The sequence below is a fragment of the Streptomyces sp. NPDC005551 genome, assembly GCF_042871785.1.
GTDB lineage: Bacteria > Actinomycetota > Actinomycetes > Streptomycetales > Streptomycetaceae > Streptomyces.
In genome coordinates this window covers 192,868-207,270 of record NZ_JBIAJE010000003.1, presented here as the reverse complement: position 1 = coordinate 207,270, position 14,403 = coordinate 192,868, and the positions used below count along the sequence as shown (strand labels likewise).

Below are 14,403 nucleotides of genomic sequence, written 5' to 3'. Positions count from 1 at the left end.
GGTGCACCGCTTCGACCCGCGCGGAGAGGTGAACCGGGCCCTGCTGGTCGGCGTGTCCGTGTACGACTCCACGCGGCCGAAGGACCCACACGGCGTCCCCGGCGACCTCGCCGCCGTGGAGCACAACCTCGCCCTGCTGGAAGGTGCGCTGCTGCGGGGCGAGGTGTTCCGGAAGGGCGAGGTCGTCGTCTCCGGGTCGCCGTACCTGGACGCCTTCAGCGAGGCGCTGCGCACCGCCGCCGACGAGGCCGAGGGGCTGCTTCTCTTCTACTTCGCCGGTCACGGGGCCGTGCCCAGCGCGGGCGACGAGCTCTGGCTGCAGATGCGCAACGCGCGCGTCGTCCCCGGCAGCCGGGCCGTGTTCCCGGGCGCCGACCCCTTCTCCAGCGTGCTGACCGTGCTCGCCACCAGCCGGGCCCGGCACGTGGTCGTCGTCCTGGACTGCTGCAACGCCGGCAACGCCGCACAGGTCTGCGAGGCGCTCGCGGACCGGCGCCGCTTCTCGGTCCTGATGAGCGCGCAGGCCAACAACCGGATCGACGCCGGGGACGACGCGACGCCCACGCCGTTCACCTCCGAGCTGGTGCGGATGCTGGAGGAGGTGAGTACCGGACGGGACGGCGAGGTCACGTTCCTGGACCTGGCGGAGACGCTCACCGCGCACATGTCCGCCCGTTACACGACGTTGCGCAACGAGCCGTGGGAACCGCAGCGGTGGGGCGACACCGACATCGTCCTGGCCGGTGCGGCCCCGGCGCCCGTGCCCGTCGACGCCGTCCCGGTGCCCCCGGAGCAGCCGTCCCGGGAACCCGCGAAGGACCACCAGGGGCGTCGGACGCCTCCGGCGCAGCCCGACGAGCCGACGAAAGGGCGGGAAGCGCGGCCGCCACGGCCCGCGGTGGCGATCCCGCCGCGGGAACAGCAGACGCCCCCGGACCATGCTCCGCCCGGGGCGAAGCGGCGGGCCGGGGAAGGCCGGTCGCGGCCGCGCGCGTTCGCCCTGCTCCGGTCCCGGGGCCGCCGGACACCGTCCGCGGGCTGGGCGGGCCGGCTGTTGCTCTGGTCGCGGAGCAGGCCCCGCCGAGCCGTGGTCGCGGCCGCGGTCGTCCTCACCGGCGCGGGCGCCGGCGGCCACGCCCTTCTCTGGGGCACCGGCCCCGACCAGTCGTCCTGCGGCCCGACCCTCGAACTGCGCCTCCTCACCGACCCGGACCTCGAGCCCACCGTGCGCAGGGCCGCACAGGCGTATCTCACCTCACCGGCCAACACGACGTCCGCCGGCTGCCGGCGCAGCGGGATCACGGTGTACGGCGCCGGCGCCGCCGACGCCGTGACGGGCTTCCACGACCGGTCCGACCCCTGGCAACGCCCCGTCAGCGACGAACTGAACCCGCAGCGCGACATCGGTCCCCAGCCCGACATCTGGATCCCGGCGACGTCCGCTAGCGCGGCGCGGGCCCAGCCGGTCGAACCGCCGCGCACGTACGTGACGCTGGAACCGGACAGCGAGCCGTTCGCGTACTCCCCGATGGTGCTGTCGGTCCCGCAGAACATCGCCGAGGAGTCGTTACGGGACAGGACCGGGCGGCCGCTCGCCACCCTCAGGGACAAGCTCCTCCACCGGCAGCGGGACGCCGATGTACGGCGCACCGACCCCGAGTACACGGACTCCGCGCTGCTGGCCAGCGTCGGTCTCTACGGCGCCGGCACCGACGTGAGCCGCGCCGAGGGCACCGTGGCGCAGCCGGGACCGCCCGCGCCGACGGGCGCGGATCTGCTGTGCGCGCTGCCGGACCACCGGGACGTCGACAAGCGCACCGCCGCGCTCGTGCCCGAGTTCCTGATGGTGAGCGGACTCGGCTGCGACGGGCCCACGCGCACCCCGCGGCTGGCCGAGTACCCCACGGACGTACCGCCCCTGGACCCCACCTTCGTCCGCGTGCGCTGGGAGAACGCCGAACGCGACCGGGCCGCACGGGACGACGCCGTCCGGCGCTTCCATGACTGGCTGGTCGGCGGCACCACCGAGGACGGCCCGGGCGGACTCGACGTCTTCGGCGAGGACGGCTTCCGTGCCGTGTCGGGCGGGGACTTCCTCGGGCCCCGCGGCAACGACACCGGGACGCTCGCCCGCCCCAGCCCGCTCCCGGCGCCCGCCCGCGGTGACGCGCTGACGACGGCCCTCGAGCGGTACCGCAACGCCAACGGTCCCGGACGGGTCCTGTTCCTGCTCGACAGCTCCGGCTCGATGGGCGACCTGTGGGAGGGCGCCGGCGGCGCCCCCGGCATCCTCAAGCAGTCGCTGGGCGGACTGGGCGGACAGGACGAGTACGGGGTCTGGGCCGTCGCCTCGCGCGGGAGCAGCCCGTACGACGTCCTCCTGCCCTTCCGCCGCCACTCGCGCGCGGACGCGGAGCGGACCATCGACCGCGAGGCCGCGGTCCAGGACGCCGAGGCCGACCCGTACGCGGCGCTGACGGCGGCCCTCGACTACATGGCGGGGCGCGGCCGGGACGACGAGCGCCCCCAGCTGATCGTCTACGTCACCGACGACGAGGACAACGACCGGTTCACCGCGGGCAAGGACTTGGGCAGGCTCCTCGCGTCGGCCGAGGACCGGGGGGTCCCGGTGGTGATGGCGGCGCTGGACGGCGGCGGCTGCGACCGGGACAAGCCGGACGCCCGCCTCTCGGAGGCGAGCGGCGGGCGCTGCCTCGACACCCGGGCCGATCTGGTCGCGGGCCTGCGCGACGAGGTGGCGCGGACGGGGACGGGGGACGAATGAGGCGGCCGTGGACGCGTGGGCGGGCCTGGGTGCTCGCCGTTCTGCTCACGGCGTGCGCCGCCTGCACCGGCGGCGGCGCCTCCGAGCAGTCCGGAGCGGGCGCCACACCGAAGGCCGGTGGCGACATCGTCGTGGCCAGCGGGCGGGACGTGACCGGCAAGGGCGGCATCCGGCAGCAGCTCATCGACACCTGGAACGCGCAGCAGGACCGGCGCCACACGGGCCGCCGTGCCCGCCTGGTGGAACTCCCGGGCTCCGCCGACGAACAGCGCAGCCAGCTCCTCGGCGCGCTCCAGTCCGACAGTGCGCAGTACGACGTGGTGAACCTGGACGTGACCTGGGTCCCCGAGTTCGCCGAAGCGGGCCTGATCCGCGCGCTGCCGGCGGAGCTGGTCGACGACCACGACGTGATCAAGTCCGTGGCCAGTACCGCGCGTTGGGACGGGAAGGTGTACGCGGTCCCGTTCAACAGCGACGTCGGGCTGCTCTACTACCGCCGCGACCACCTGGAGCGGGCGGGCGTCCAGAACACCGACCTGAGCAAAGGGTTCGACCGGGGACAGCTGCAGGAGCTGATCGAAACCCTCGGCGAGCAGACCGGGAAGGACCGGCCCAAGGGCTACGAGAAGGGCTGGACCTCACAGTTCGGAGCTTACGAGGGGCGCACGGTCAACGGGATCGAGGCGTTCGCCTCCGTCCCCGGCGGCGTCACCCTCACCGACGCCGCGGGCCGCTACACCGCCACCGTGGCGGACCTGGAGAAGGGCCTCGCGGAACTGCGCAACCGCACCCAGTCCTCGTACCTGCTCAAGGACGCCCTGCGCTCCGACGAGGCCGCGTCGCTCACCGACTTCGCGAACGGCCGGACGGCATTCCTGCGCCACTGGCCCTACGCGTACCAGAGCCTTCACCAGTCCCTGCCCGGGGCACGGCTCGGGGTGACGACCCTGCCCGGCAGGGCGGTGCTCGGCGGACAGAACCTCGCCCTCACCCGGTCCTCCGCACAGCGGGACGCGGCGACCGACCTGATCGGGTTCCTGACGAGCCGGGAGAGCGAACGCTGCCTGCTGGACGCGGGGTTCGCGGCCACGCGGGTGTCCGCGTACCGGGACGACGACGTCAGGTGCCGGTCGGCGAAACCGTCCGGCGCGGCGACCGGCGGCGCGAGCCCCTCGCCGTCCGGCGAGAGCGCCGACCGGATGCCGCGCGACGGCCAGGGCCGCCCCAGGTACGCCCGCGGCATCCTGCTGCCGGCCCTCACCCGAGCCGTGCAGCGCCCTCGCACCCCGCTCTACGGCGCCTTCACCCAGACCTTCACCACCGAACTCGGCAGATTGTTCACCGCCGATCCTCCGGGCGACAGCGAACTCGCCGCAGACCTGGACAAGGCGCTCCGGGGCGTCCTGCCGGACGGGTGACCGCATCGGCGGCGAAGGCCGCCGGCCCGTGGCGGCGCCCCCACCGGACACGGAATACCGGAAGGAATCATGTCGTTCCAGCACAAATGAGCATTCCCTTCGAGGATGGCACTCCGTCCGCCGCCGAGCCGGGCCCGGTGCGCGGGCGGCTGATGGCCGAGCGCGCGGACACGTTCGCCCGGATCGCGGCCCTGGAGCGGGACTTCGACGCGATCGTGGAGGCGAACGCGCTGGTCGCGGTCGACGACGAGCACGACCCGGAGGGGTCGAGCACGGCGTTCGAGCGGGCGCACGTGGCATCCCTGCTGTCCCGGGCCCGGCAGTACCTGGAGGAGCTGGACGGCGCGCTGGAGCGACTCGAGCGCGGCGCCTACGGTTCGTGCGACACGTGCGGTGAGGTGATCCCGGCGGAGCGGCTGGAGGTGCGGCCCGCGGCGCGTACGTGTGTCAGGTGCGCCTCCGTCCGTCACCGCTGAGCGGGGCGGGGCCCGGGCGGGGTGGCAGGTGGTCGGGGATCTGGAGGGCGGGCGCGGCTCCCGGATCCACACCGAGCCGGTCCCACAGGGTGTCGCCGAGGAACCAGTGGTGATGGGTGAGCATGGTCAGGTGGTGACGGGCCCGCGCGTCGCCCCGCACCCTGGCGAGGGCCTGGTCCGGGGTCAGCGGCGGGCGGGGCGGGAGGCCGAGGCGCTCGAGGACGAGAGCGGTCAGCTCGGCGACGGCCAGCGGGGTCGGATGGTTGGCGTGCTGCGCTCCGGTGACATCGCTGTCGGTGAGAGCGGCGGCGACGGCGGCCCGGGCGAGGTCTGCGGCGTTGACCGCGGAGTGCAGGGCCGGGGTGTCCACGGCCGCTCCCAGGTACCGCAGGAGCCAGGTCAGGCCGGGCACGACCTGGCGGTCCCCGGTGCCGTAGACGAGGTGCGGGCGCAGGACGGTGCCGCCGGCGGCCAGGACGTGGCGCTCGGCGGCGGCACGCGTGTGACTGGCTGCCGATTCCGGGGCCGGGCGCAGATCCGCGACATCCGCCCGGTGGAAGGTGCCGTGGCCGTACACGGCGGCGGTGCTGACGTACACGACGCGGCGTACGCCGTGGCGCTCCGCGTCCTCGACCAGGGCCCGGGTGCCGACGTCGTTGACCGCGTGCAGCGTGGACGCGTCCGCGTCGATGGCGGAGGCGCAGTGGACGACCGCGTCGACGCCCTCGCACAGTCCGCGCAGGGAGTCGGGGTCGCCGAGGTCGGCTGTCACCGTGTCCATCTGCGCGCCCGTCGCCGGCCGCTCGGCGGTGCGCGCGAGGATTCGAAGCCGGACGTGCGGTTTTTTGAGGGCGGCGGCGGTGATGTGCCGTCCGATGAACCCGCGCGGGCCGGTGATGAGGAGGGTGGACGGCATCGGAACTCCTTGAAGGCGGCCTGAACTGGTTGCTTACCGTGTTGCCCGACGTGCGGAGGGTGGCGGGAGTGGTCCGGAGATGGCGTCGGAGTTCCTGGACATCCGGTACCGAAGGGAGTAGTGGCTTGTGAAAATACGGACTACCTGGTTTTGTTTCCGTAAAGGAAGGCAGTAGAACATCCATGGTTGTACTGGCGTCGTCCCGGGCGGACGCCGCGGTGGGATGTACACAAGTGAACTTCGGGAGGTCTGGTGGCGCGTCAGGAGCGTGCGGTCCGTACGAAGCTGGCGATTCTGAACGCCGCGGCGGCGGTGTTCGACGAACGCGGCTACGAGGCTGCCACGATCGGTGAGGTGCTGGCCCGGGCCGGCGTCACCAAGGGAGCCCTGTACTTCCACTTCCCCTCCAAGCAGGCGTTGGCGGAAGGCGTGCTGGGACAGCAGTTCGCCGCGGTGTCCGTCGTGCCGCAGGCTTCCCGGCTCCAGGAGTTCGTGGACACGGGCCTGCTGGTGGCCTATCAGATGCGGCGCGACCCGATGGTGAGCGCGGTGGCGAGGCTGTCGCTGGAACAGGACATGCGGGCCCAGTTCGGCACGGCGGCCCTGACGCAGTGGATCGACGCGTGCCGGCACCTCCTGCAAGAGGCCAAGAAACAGGGGGAGTTGCTGCCGCACGTCGACCCGGAGGAAAGCGCCTGGCTGTTCTCGGCGGCCTGGACCGGGGTGCAGGTGTACTCGCAGATCCTCGCCGGCCGCGAGGATCTGGAGACCCGCGTGGTGACGCTGTTCGAGCACCTGCTGCCCTCGATCGCCGTGCCCGCGGTGCTGGGCAGGCTGGTCATCACGGCCGAGCGCGCCCGCGAACTGGGCGCCGCGAGCATCCGTACCCCCGAGGAGCCCGAAGCCTCAGCGGCTCGCCAGAAGGACGAGGGCCCGGTGGACGCCACGGTCTGATCCGCCAGGGCCGCTCGCACCGGCTGTCCGGGATGCGTCACCCGGACGGCCGAAACGGACCGGGCATGCGGAAAAAGCACGGCCCGGACCCCGCCCCCGCACCCCCTTCGGACCGCGGCCACCTCTGGTACGGCGGCACCGCTCGCGCGGTCCCCCGCCCCGTCGGGTAGGCAGGAGGGGTGACGAACGATCCGAGTGACTCCTTCGTGCGCGTGCGGGGCGCCTGCGAGCACAACCTGAGGAACGTGGACGTCGACCTCCCCCGGGACGCGATGGTCGCCTTCACCGGTGTCTCCGGCTCGGGCAAGTCCTCCCTCGCCTTCGGCACGCTCTACGCCGAGGCACAGCGCAGGTACTTCGAATCCGTGGCACCGTACGCCCGCCGGCTGCTGCAGCAGGCCGGCGCACCCCACGTCCGGGAGATCACCGGGCTGCCGCCCGCCGTGGCGCTCCAGCAGCGCCGGGGGACTCCCGGCTCCCGGTCGACGGTCGGCACCCTCACCACGCTGTCCAACCTGCTGCGGATGCTGTACTCGCGCGCCGGAACCCACCCGCCCGGCGCACCCCGGCTGGCCGCGGAGGCGTTCTCGCCCAACACCCCCGCCGGTGCCTGCCCGCGTTGCCACGGGCTCGGCGTCGTCCACGACGTCGCCGAGGACCTCCTCGTCCCCGACCCCTCGCTGAGCATCCGGGACGGCGCGATCGCGGCCTGGCCGGGTGCCTGGCAGGGCGCCAATCTGCGCAGCATCGTGAGCGGCCTGGGCATCGACGTCGACCGGCCGTGGCGCAGGCTCGGGAAAAAGGACCGGGACTGGCTGCTCTACACCGACGAGCAGCCCTCCGTGCTGATCGAACCGGAGCCCGGCCGCGTCGACCACGGCTACCACGGGAAGTTCTGGAGCGCCCGCGCACACGTCATGCACGTCCTCGCCGACTCCAGGAGCGAACGGATGCGGGAGCGGGCCATGCGGTTCGTGCGCGGCGTGCCGTGTCCGGAGTGCCAAGGCAGCGGGCTGCGGCCGGAGGCGCTCGCGGTCACCTTCGCGGGCCGCACCGTCGCCGAGGTGAACGCGCTGCCGCTCGCCGGGGTGGTGAAACTGCTGCGGCCCGTCGCGGGACTGCCGGGCACCGGGACCACGACGGGGAGCGTCCCGCCCGCCGAGCGGACCGAGGCCGCGATCCGGATCTGCGCCGACGTGGTGGCACGCCTGGAGGTGCTGCTCGGCCTCGGCCTGGGATACCTGAGTCTGGGACGCCGGTCGACGACGCTCTCACCCGGAGAGGCACAGCGACTGCGGATCGCCACCCAGCTGCGCTCCGGACTCTTCGGAGTCGTCTACGTGCTCGACGAGCCGTCCGCGGGCCTGCACCCGGCGGACGCGGAACCCCTGCTGGACGTCCTGGACCGTTTGAAGGCCGCGGGCAACTCACTGTTCGTGGTGGAGCACGACATGGACGTCGTACGACGTGCGGACTGGGTCGTCGACGTCGGCCCCGGTGCGGGCGAGGGCGGCGGCCGGGTGCTGTACAGCGGGCCGGTGGCCGGCCTGGAGCGGGTGACGGAGTCGGCCACCGCCCGTCACCTGTTCGGCCGTGCCGAGGCGTGCGTTCGCCGCCCCCGGAAACCGTCCGGGCGACTGCGCCTGGCCGGGGTGTCCCGGCACAACCTGCGCGACGTGTCCGTCGAGGTGCCGCTGGACGTGCTGACGGCGGTGACCGGGGTCTCGGGATCCGGAAAGTCGACGCTGGTCACCCAGGTCCTCGCCGAAGTCGTACGCGCTCATCTCGGACTGGCACCCGACGACCTCGACGAGCCGGAGTCCGAGGTCGAGGTGCGGGACGCCTCGGGCCTCGACGCCTTCGACCGGCTGGTGCGGGTCGACCAGCGGCCCATCGGACGTACTCCCCGGTCCAACCTGGCGACCTACACGGGGATGTTCGACGCGGTGCGCAAGCTGTACGCCGCGACGGACGAAGCGTTGTCGCGCGGCTACCAGGCCGGCCGGTTCTCCTTCAACGTCCCGGAGGGACGGTGCGAGACCTGCCAGGGGGAAGGGTTCGTCGCAGTCGAGCTGCTCTTCCTGCCCGGGACGTACGCGCCGTGCCCGGCCTGCGACGGCGCGCGGTACGACGCCGAGACGCTCGAGGTGACCTACCGGGGGAAGAACATCGCGGACGTCCTGGCGATGTCGGTGGACGAGGCCACCCCGTTCCTGGCCGGGGTCCCGGCGGCCTCGCGAAGTCTGGAGACGCTCCGGGAGGTGGGACTCGGATACCTGCGGCTGGGCCAGCCCGCGACGGAACTCAGCGGTGGTGAGGCCCAGCGCATCAAGCTGGCCACGGAGCTTCAGCGCGCCCGGCGCGGCCACGCCCTGTACCTGCTCGACGAACCCACGGCCGGTCTGCACCCTGCGGACGTCGCTCTGCTGCTGCGTCAGCTGCACCGTCTCGTGGACGCCGGCAACACCGTCGTCCTGGTGGAACACGACCTGGACACGATCGCCACCGCGGACTGGATCATCGATCTCGGGCCGGGCGGCGGGGACGCGGGCGGACGGGTGGTGGCCACCGGCACTCCCTCCAAGGTGGCGAGATCCCGGCGCAGTGCCACCGCCCCCTACCTGGCGTCGAGACTGTCGCGCTCATGAGCGGCCGACACCGGCACGTGCACCGGCACGTCGGCCGCCGAGGCCGGGACTTCCCGGCCGGCTAGGGGTCCGCCGTCATCGCCGGTGCCGCCGACGGTCGCCGTCGGCGGCACCCGTCCGGCCGGGGTCAGTGCTGTCGCCCGCGCAGCTTGCCCAGAAGGCGCTGGGCCTGGGCCCGGCGGCGGGGGTCGGCGGAGGCGCGGCGGACCTGCTCGGCGGTGCGGCGGCCCTGCGGACTCTTCGCGAACTGCTTGATCTTCTCCATCATGCCTGGCACGACGTTCCTCCTGTGGCGGGGTCCTTGCAGCGGATGCGTGCACTGCTCTTGTACCCCGTTGACGCCGAGTAACCGGATTCCGGCCCATTCCCCGACCCGTACGGCCGGTACCGCATCGGCGGACCGTGGTCCCGCCCGCCCCGGCCGGGGAGCGGCGTCGGCGCGGCGTCGTCGACCAGGTGTGAGCGTCGGCGCCGGTCGGTACGGGCTGGTTCGTGATCTCCCGATGCCTTTCCTCCACGCTTCTCTTACAAGTAGAGGTGTTTCCCATCGAAAACGGACCGTGCGCGCATTTCGGCTCGCGGATGCGCGGGATCTCCAATAGGGAAGCCGGGCCGCCCGTTGGTTTCGACCGTGCAGGATTCGCGTCGATCATGAAACGCGCCGTCTCGGAGCCGGGCGGGCGCTGAAACGCCCCACCGGACCAGCCGTGCCGGAGAGTGACTCCACAGGGGCGAAAAGGCCATCCGTGAGTATTTGGTGCGTGTTTGTTACCCCCTGGACCGTCGCCCTCCGGGTCGGCGAAATGTCCGTAGTTGGAATTCGGCGGTGCCCCATTCTTCTCCCGGTATTCCAGCGTTCGCTGTGCGGATCCGGTGAATTTCCCGTAAGGGGAAGCGGTGTGCACGCCATTCGCCGCAGCCCCGGAGGAACTCCCGCAGACGAGAAACCCTTGCGGGAATACTGCGCGTCGAGTAACTAGATGACCTATGAATCTGTTCACCCGCAGTGCCGCACCGCGCCGCACGATCTCCCCGGCCCCGCACGAACGCGCGGCGGTCGTGTCGGCGTCCGGCTCCGCCGTCCGCCCGGACCCCCGCCTGGCGGCTCTGACGGGGGAGTGGGTCATCGACCCGGCGCACAGCCGTATCGGCTTCTCCGTCCGGCACGCCATGGTGACCACGGTGCGGGGATCCTTCACCGAGTACCAGAGCCGCATGTACTTCGACGGGCGGAACCCCGAGCGCTCGCGGGCCGAGATCGTGCTGTTCACCGCGAGTGTCGACAGCGGCGTGGAACAACGCGACGCCCACCTGGTCGGCCGCGACTTCCTGGACGCCAGGACCTATCCGCGCATGGCTTTCACCAGTACGTCCGTCGAGCTGGCCGGCCCGGACGTCTACCGCATGACCGGCGACCTCACGATCAGGGACGTCACGCGTCCCGTCGTCCTCGAACTCACCTACATCGGGCACGTCGTCGACCCGTTCGGCTATGAGCGGGCCGGCTTCGACGGCACCACCACCATCAACCGCTCCGACTGGGGGCTGACGTACAACACGAGGCTGGCGGAGGGCGGTGCCATGGTGAGCGAGAAGGTGCGTCTGCAGTTCGACATCGCCGCCATCCGCACCCAGGGTCCCTTGGCATGATCGAGGTCTGTCCGGTTTCATCCGGTGATGCCGAGGGCGGCCAGGGTCCTTCGCCAGTCGCGAGCGGTGTGACGTAGGGCGGTGGCGATGTTGGCGTGGCCGTCCTGGCGGTGGACGTCGATGGCGAGGTTGCGCAGGCCGGCCATGATGCGGGAGATGGCCGGCATGGATCTTGGAGTCGTCCTCGCGGAACGTGCGGTCGCGGACGTGGTGCAGAACATTTTCGATCTTCCGGTGGCCTCTGATCCAGTCCGCGAGCAGGGCACCGGTGAATGTCGTTGCCCTGTCGGCAACCTGACGTTGGGCCAGGACGTGGCCGCTGTGGTCCATCGCGGCGAGCAGGGTGACGTGCGTGGCGGTGGCGGTGCGTGAGCCGCGCAGGGCCTTGCCGTCGACGGCGATCGCCCGCAGTCCGGGGCCGGCCGGGGCACTGGCAGTCGTTCTCGTACGACAGCGCCGGCAACCGCAAGTCGGCCACCGACCATCTGTCCGGCGAGACCACCTCGTACGTCTACAAGACGGCCGATCAGCCCCGCCCGCACGCCCTGGCCTCCACCGAGACCAAGAAGAACGGCGCGGTCACCGCCACCACCGGCTACACCTACGACAAGGCGGGCAACACCGACCTGCGGACCGTCGGGGGCAAGCCCAGGACCTCGACTACAACGCCGAGGGCAGCCTGGAGAAGGTCACCGAGGCCGACAAGACGTCCACCGAGTACCTCAACGACGCGGAGGGCAACCGGCTCATCCGCCGCGACGTCACCGGCACCACGCTCTATCTGGGCGAGACCGAGCTGCGGCTCGACAAGGCCACCGGCAAGGTGGCGGCGACCCGCTACTACGGCCACGGCGACGAGACCGTCGCCGTGCGCACCACCGCGGGACTGTCCTGGCTCGCCGGCGACCACAACGGCACGGCCAACGTCCAGGTCGAAGCGGCCACGCAGCGCGTCACCCGGCGGCAGCTGAAGCCGTTCGGCGAGGACCGGGGCACGGCCGCCACCGCGTGGGTCGGCGAACGGGGATTCGTCGGCGGCATCGAGGACTCGACCGGTCTCACCCACCTGGGGGCGCGCGAGTACGACCCGACGACCGGCCGGTTCATGAGTGCCGACCCGGTCGCGGACCTGAAGGACCCGCAGCAGATCAACGGTTACGCCTACAGCAACAACAACCCGGTCACCTTCTCTGACCCCGACGGCAAGTTCTTCTTCGCCCTGGTCGCGCTCTTCGTGGCGATTGTCAGGCTCATCGTCGCCTACTACAACTACGTCCGCAGCCAGTCCTCCGGCTCCAACGGCTCAGGCGGCATGTCCACCATGGGCAGCGCCAACTACGGGAGTGGCGGCGGTGGCACGGACACCGGCACGGACTGCTCGGCCACGTATCCGGCGTACAAACCCGGTTGCAACACCAACGTGGAGCCCAAGGACCCACGCGCCGAGGGGTCGTTCAAGGACGATGCCTGCCACGCCGGAGAGCCAGCCGGCCGTTTCGGCGGCGTCGTCGCCCGCGTCGAACGCCTGGGAATCCTTGTCGACGCCGTGCTTCGCGACGAAGTCGTCGTACATGTCCTGCACCAAGTGCTTCCTCGCGGGCACGGGCGTCCGGATGGCCGACGGCTCGACCAAGGACATCGAGGACGTCCAGGTCGGCGACGAGGTGCAGACGACCGATCCGGAGACCGGCAAGAGCGGCCACCGCCAGGTCACGCGCCTGGTCGTCACCGAGGACGACAAGCGCTTCAACGAACTGTCCCTCGCGACCGACGACGGCGTCGAGAAGCTGACCGCCACGGACGAGCATCCGTTCTGGTCACCGTCCGAACAGGCCTGGATCGAGGCGGGCGACCTCACGGTGGGCGTGGCGCTGCTCACCGACGCCGGCGACACCGTCACCGGCAACCGCGCCTACACCGATCACGCCCGTACGTACAACCTCACGGTCGACGGCGTCTACGTCTACCGATTCCAACAGGCCATCGGCAAGACCGCGAAGAACGAGGACCAGTTCGAGATCAGCGTGGTGATCCGGGACCACAAGCTGATCACGGCCTACCCGTCGGGCAAATAGAGTAGGGAGATGCCGTGTGTGAGGGCTTTCCGAACTCGCGATATCACCGGGAGCGTAGCCATGGGCGTCGATGTCCTTCTCATGCAGGTGCGCAGAGAGGGGACGAGTTCCAAGCGTCACCATCGCTCGGTCCTGGACAGCGTTCCAGACTACTCCGACGTTTTCGCCGAGCTGTGTGAGAACAGTGGCAAGCCGATGCTGAGCAGGGTGAACCGATACGGTTCGCTGCTGCTGACCTCGCAGGACATGCCGCAGTTCATCACTGAGGTCGACGGGGTGCGAAGCGGCGTCGTAGTGGCCGAACAAGCAGCGGTCCTGGACGAGATCGGCCGCCTCGCGCGTCGGTGCGGCGAGGACGGAAGCCTTGAGCTCCACTTGGAGGGCGACTGACGGTCACGTCGGTCCGCTGTCCGGAGGGGAGCCTCGCCGAGTAATTCGGCAAGGCTCCCCTCGGTTCGCGAACAAGGAATACAAGGGATGCAAGGGGCATAAGGAATGCAGAGAGGGAATGTACGCCCGTGTCACAAGAAGGAAAGACCGTGAGTTCACCTACGAGGACCGATCCCACGATGCCCTGTCAGGTGCGCGCGGCTCAGTTGCTGTTGCTCGGGCTGGCGTTGGCGGGGCTGGTGGTCATCCTTGCGCTCTCGGACAGCCTGACTTCCTACGGCTTGGGCGACCTGATGGCGCCGTGGATCCTGGTCTGGGTGTGCGCGCTGCTCGCCCTGAGGTACGGCGGCAGCGCGCGGGGCGGGGTTCGGATCACGACCATCGTGGTGATGGTGTTCGTGGTCCTGCCGTCGTTCAGCAAGGCACTGGGCGCGGCGGGGCCCGCGGAGTTCGTGGACGCCGCGCTGCGGATCGTGCTCGGGCTGCCCGTGATCGTCCTGCTGTTCCTGCCGGAGACTACGGCCTGGTTCGACCGCGCGAAGTGACGAAGGCCGTCCAGGCGGGGCGGAGAAGGTGCCGCGCCAGTTGTGGGTGCTGCGAGACCGTGAACGCCGCGGCGTCAGCAGAAAGCTCACCATCGAGCGCGTCTACCCGATCACCAGCCTGCCGCCCGGCGCTGTCACCGGTGCCCAGCTCGCGGACTGGATCAGAGGCCACTGGAAGATCGAAAATGTTCTGCACCACGTCCGCGACCGCACGTTCCGCGAGGGCGAGGGCGAGGGCGAGGCGGAGTTCCGTGCCGGCCATCTTCCCCGCCTCATGGCCGGCCTGCGCAACCTCGCCATCGACGTCCACCGCCAGGACGGCCACACCAACATCGCCACCGCCCTACATCACACCGCTCGCGACTGGCGAAGGCCCTGGCCGCCCTCGGCATCACCGGATGAAACCGGACAGACCTCGATCATGCAAGGGACCCTGCATCCGCACCACCCCCGTCGGCTGACCGGACCTGCCGCCACCCTGCGGCCGTCGGCGAGGCCGGGTGGACCGAACCCCGCATGCCGTCAACGGTCCGCACGACGAGGAAA

The 14,403-nt window shown here is 71.2% G+C and carries 14 protein-coding genes and 1 pseudogene; 10 read left to right on the top strand and 5 right to left on the bottom strand.

Going from position 1 to position 14,403, the window contains the following annotated elements:
* The first annotated feature begins 1 nt into the window (after nt 1).
* The 3 genes from ACFYP4_RS09210 to ACFYP4_RS09200 all read left to right on the top strand — a co-directional run bounded on the left by ACFYP4_RS09210 (nt 2) and on the right by ACFYP4_RS09200 (nt 4,679).
* Nucleotides 2–2,785 carry a caspase family protein gene (locus ACFYP4_RS09210; RefSeq protein ID WP_388784207.1) on the top strand — a complete coding sequence of 928 codons (2,784 nt, stop codon included), beginning with the start codon at nt 2–4 and terminating at the stop codon, nt 2,783–2,785.
* Nucleotides 2,782–4,203, top strand: a complete 1,422-nt coding sequence (locus ACFYP4_RS09205) for an extracellular solute-binding protein (RefSeq protein WP_358851779.1) — start codon at nt 2,782–2,784, stop codon at nt 4,201–4,203. The genes ACFYP4_RS09210 and ACFYP4_RS09205 overlap by 4 nt, the downstream gene beginning before the upstream one ends.
* An 86-nt stretch (nt 4,204–4,289) precedes the next feature.
* Nucleotides 4,290–4,679, top strand: a complete 390-nt coding sequence (locus ACFYP4_RS09200) for a TraR/DksA C4-type zinc finger protein (RefSeq protein WP_358851778.1) — start codon at nt 4,290–4,292, stop codon at nt 4,677–4,679.
* Here ACFYP4_RS09200 and ACFYP4_RS09195 read toward each other — a convergent pair.
* Entirely contained in the window at nt 4,651–5,595 is a 945-nt protein-coding gene (locus ACFYP4_RS09195) for an NAD-dependent epimerase/dehydratase family protein (protein WP_358851777.1), read from the bottom strand. The genes ACFYP4_RS09200 and ACFYP4_RS09195 overlap by 29 nt on opposite strands.
* A 252-nt stretch (nt 5,596–5,847) precedes the next feature.
* Between ACFYP4_RS09195 and ACFYP4_RS09190 the strand changes: the two genes are divergently transcribed.
* A complete protein-coding gene (locus tag ACFYP4_RS09190; protein WP_358851776.1) occupies nt 5,848–6,549 on the top strand; it encodes a ScbR family autoregulator-binding transcription factor in 702 nt (233 codons plus the stop codon).
* Nucleotides 6,550–6,728: 179 nt separating this feature from the next.
* Nucleotides 6,729–9,197 (top strand): excinuclease ABC subunit UvrA, encoded by a 2,469-nt coding sequence (uvrA, locus tag ACFYP4_RS09185; protein ID WP_388784201.1) that lies wholly within the window; start codon nt 6,729–6,731, stop codon nt 9,195–9,197.
* A gap of 127 nt (nt 9,198–9,324) precedes the next feature.
* Here uvrA and ACFYP4_RS09180 read toward each other — a convergent pair whose 3' ends face one another.
* Entirely contained in the window at nt 9,325–9,474 is a 150-nt protein-coding gene (locus ACFYP4_RS09180; RefSeq protein WP_358851774.1) for a hypothetical protein, read from the bottom strand.
* A 710-nt stretch (nt 9,475–10,184) separates the two neighbouring features.
* On the opposite strand from ACFYP4_RS09180, the gene ACFYP4_RS09175 reads away from it, so the two are divergent.
* Entirely contained in the window at nt 10,185–10,847 is a 663-nt protein-coding gene (locus ACFYP4_RS09175) for a YceI family protein (RefSeq protein ID WP_358851773.1), read from the top strand.
* 17 nt (nt 10,848–10,864) lie between these two features.
* On the opposite strand, the gene ACFYP4_RS09170 is transcribed toward ACFYP4_RS09175, so the two are convergent.
* Nucleotides 10,865–11,014 carry a hypothetical protein gene (locus tag ACFYP4_RS09170; protein WP_358851772.1) on the bottom strand — a complete coding sequence of 50 codons (150 nt, stop codon included), beginning with the start codon at nt 11,012–11,014 and terminating at the stop codon, nt 10,865–10,867.
* Here ACFYP4_RS09170 and ACFYP4_RS09165 point away from each other — a divergent pair.
* Nucleotides 11,004–11,219: a hypothetical protein gene (locus ACFYP4_RS09165; RefSeq protein WP_358851771.1), complete on the top strand. Its 216-nt coding sequence runs from the start codon at nt 11,004–11,006 to the stop codon at nt 11,217–11,219. The genes ACFYP4_RS09170 and ACFYP4_RS09165 overlap by 11 nt on opposite strands.
* A 229-nt stretch (nt 11,220–11,448) precedes the next feature.
* Here ACFYP4_RS09165 and ACFYP4_RS09160 read toward each other — a convergent pair whose 3' ends face one another.
* Nucleotides 11,449–11,913 (bottom strand): hypothetical protein, encoded by a 465-nt coding sequence (locus ACFYP4_RS09160; RefSeq protein ID WP_388784196.1) that lies wholly within the window; start codon nt 11,911–11,913, stop codon nt 11,449–11,451.
* Here ACFYP4_RS09160 and ACFYP4_RS09155 point away from each other — a divergent pair.
* The 3 genes and pseudogenes from ACFYP4_RS09155 to ACFYP4_RS09145 form a co-directional block, all read left to right on the top strand.
* Nucleotides 11,878–12,814 (top strand): annotated as a pseudogene (locus ACFYP4_RS09155) (Hint domain-containing protein); the annotation flags it as partial. The gene ACFYP4_RS09160 and the pseudogene ACFYP4_RS09155 sit on opposite strands and share 36 nt — an antisense overlap.
* A 168-nt stretch (nt 12,815–12,982) precedes the next feature.
* Complete coding sequence (locus ACFYP4_RS09150; protein ID WP_388784193.1) at nt 12,983–13,312, top strand: hypothetical protein; 330 nt, start codon at nt 12,983–12,985, stop codon at nt 13,310–13,312.
* Nucleotides 13,313–13,461: 149 nt separating this feature from the next.
* Nucleotides 13,462–13,857 (top strand): hypothetical protein, encoded by a 396-nt coding sequence (locus ACFYP4_RS09145; RefSeq protein ID WP_388784190.1) that lies wholly within the window; start codon nt 13,462–13,464, stop codon nt 13,855–13,857.
* Here ACFYP4_RS09145 and ACFYP4_RS09140 read toward each other — a convergent pair.
* Nucleotides 13,829–14,182, bottom strand: coding sequence for a hypothetical protein (locus tag ACFYP4_RS09140; RefSeq protein ID WP_388784187.1), 354 nt, complete (start codon nt 14,180–14,182; stop codon nt 13,829–13,831). The two genes, ACFYP4_RS09145 and ACFYP4_RS09140, sit on opposite strands and share 29 nt — an antisense overlap.
* Nucleotides 14,183–14,403 lie beyond the last annotated feature (221 nt).